This is a genomic window from Stenotrophomonas pictorum JCM 9942 (assembly GCF_001310775.1).
Classification (GTDB): Bacteria; Pseudomonadota; Gammaproteobacteria; order Xanthomonadales; family Xanthomonadaceae; genus Stenotrophomonas; species Stenotrophomonas pictorum.
Window position 1 is genome coordinate 1 of the sequence record NZ_BAZI01000392.1, and the last position, 2,443, is coordinate 2,443.

The 2,443-nt window shown below is 68.6% G+C and carries 1 protein-coding gene; it reads right to left on the reverse strand.

Translation table 11 applies throughout. From position 1 onward, the window contains the following. Positions 1-1,830: PAS domain S-box protein (locus tag JCM9942_RS14160; protein ID WP_157722947.1), on the reverse strand; the 1,830-nt coding region annotated here is incomplete at its 3' end. Positions 1,831-2,443 lie beyond the last annotated feature (613 nt).

A 2,443-nucleotide genomic window follows, 5' to 3' on the forward strand; every position in this document is an offset into this window, starting at 1 on the left:
CATAGCCGCCGCCAGCGCCCCCAGCCGCGTCGCCATGGCCTGCAGCACCTGCTCGCCTGCGTCTTGGCCCAGCGTATCGGCCACCATCTGGATCCCGCGCAGCTGCACGTGGACCACCGTGTAGCCGCTGCCAGCGGCGTCCAGACGGTCGGCCAGCGCCCGCACCGTCAGCAGGCCGGTGCCGGCATGGTGGCTGGCGCGATAGGCCAGATCGCGTTCGTAGGCCAGCCGCTGGCTGGCGTCCTCGGCCAGCACCAGCAGCGCGGGTTTGCCATCGAACTCCAGCCGCGCGCTGTGCCCGATCACTTCGAACAGACTGCCGTCCTTGCGCCGGTGGATGAACACCCCCTCGGCCGGACGCAGCCCGTCGGCCAGCTCCCGGATGAACGCGACCGTCTCCTCGCGGTACTCCGCCGGGCGGATGTCCAGGATCGTCATGCCAAGGAATTCGTCGCGGCTGTAGCCGTACTGCCGCACCGCGGCCTGGTTCACTTCCAGGAAGCGCAGGGTATGGAGGTCGAAAATCCAGAACGGCGCCGGATTGCGATCGAACACCAGCCGGAACTGGCGCTCGGCTTCCTGCGCGCGCAACTGGCTGTGCACGCGTTCGGTCACATCCACCACCGCACCGGTCATGCGTTTGCGGCGGTGCTCGTTGACCATTTCCCCGCGCGCCGACAGCCAGCGCGTGGAGCCGTCGCGCAGCACCAGGCGGAACAGCGCGTTCACCACGCCACCGTTGGCCAGTGCCGCCTGCAGCTCGGCCCGCAACGTGGGACGGTCTTCGGCATGCACGCGTGCATACAGTGCCGGCAAGGTCGATTGCCGGGTCGACAAGCCAAACAGCTGCTGGGTCTGCGCCGACCAGCGCAGGGTGCCGCCATCACCGCTGATCGACCAGGTCCCTACCTTGCCGACCTGGTGGGCCAGGGCCAGCTCGGCGGCGCCGGCGCGCAGCTCCTCGGTCAGCCGCGCCTGCCGCCGCAGGCTGCGCCGGCGGATATGGATCAGGTACAGCAGTCCGACCACGTACAGCACGTACAGGCCGATGGCCGCATACAGCGCGGTGTACCACGGCCCCATCACCTCGTCGTAGGACAAGCCGGCGAACACGATCAGCGGATAATCGCGCGGCGCGCTGATCGCGCCAATCCGGGATAGGCCATCGACCGGACTGTTGGCCACGCCGCGGGCCCTCACCTTGTCCTCGGGTGGGAAGATCCGCATCGGCCGCGGCAGCGTGCGCTCCACCAGCGACGGGTCCAGACTGTGGGCCAGCAGCTGGCCATCGCGGTTGCCGATGGACACCACGCCCATGCGGCCGGTATCCAGGCCAGTAACGATCCGCTGGAACGCCGCCAGCCGGACCTGCGCCAGCAGCCATTGCCCCGGCTGTACCGGAATGGCCAGCTGCACCAGCCGTGATCCGTCCGGTCCGCGTTCCATCCTGCCCAGGTACAGCTCGCCCCTGAGCACACGGTGCGCCGGATTGACCCAACGGCTGAACCCCGGATCGCCGTTCCCGCCCGACAACGCCCGGCCCTGGCCATCCACCAGGGTGATGGTGGCCAGATCCGGATTGCGTACCAGCACCCCGGCGATGGCCGACTCCAGCAGCGCCGGCGCTTCCTCGGGAGCCAGCCAGAAATAGTCGCGCGCATAGTTGGCGGTGCCGCGCAGCGTCCGTTCGAACGTGGACAGCTCCGAGCGCAGCAGGCGATCGGTGCCGGTGGCGATGGCCATGCTCTGCCGCTGCGCGGCCTGCAACCGGTTGCTGCGGTCATTCCACAGCAACAGCGCCAGCACGAGGGCCAGCACGATCGCCGCCACGCTTCCGATACCGCCGATCCTTCGCAGTGGATGGGCGAAGATCCGGTTCACAGGTGCCTGTCCGACATCAGTACACGTGCTGCACGCATGGGCGAGGTTCGTCTTCAGAGAACGCGACAGAAAATCCGCCCGGCACGGACCGGTTGAGTGCGCGTGCAGAAACGGTTTTCAACGTTGCGCGCCGCCCCCCGGCCACCATCGCAACGTTTCCTTCACAGCATGCCGCACAACAACCGCCCGCGTGAAGAGTCGACAGGCAATTTCCGGCAGGTTTGCCGTTACCTGCAACGGTCAAGTGCCCGACCGGCAGCCGTATGGTGCCGGGGCGGATCCGGACTACCGGCGCTGCCGCTGCGGATACAGGCGGCGCGCGGCGCGGAAAACAGAACGGGCGCCCAGGAGCGCCCGTTCTGTTGCGGGTGCGCAAGGACCAGGCCCTGCTATTCCGGCCAGCGCAGCAGCAGCGCCGGATCGGCTCCCACCCGGCGGCACGCGCGCGTGGAAATGCCGTCGCTCAAGGCGATCCGGAACAACGGTGCCACGCTGCGCAGCACCCGCGCGGCGACAATGGATTGCAGCTGCTGGCCACGGCTGCGTCCGAGCAGCTGCGTGG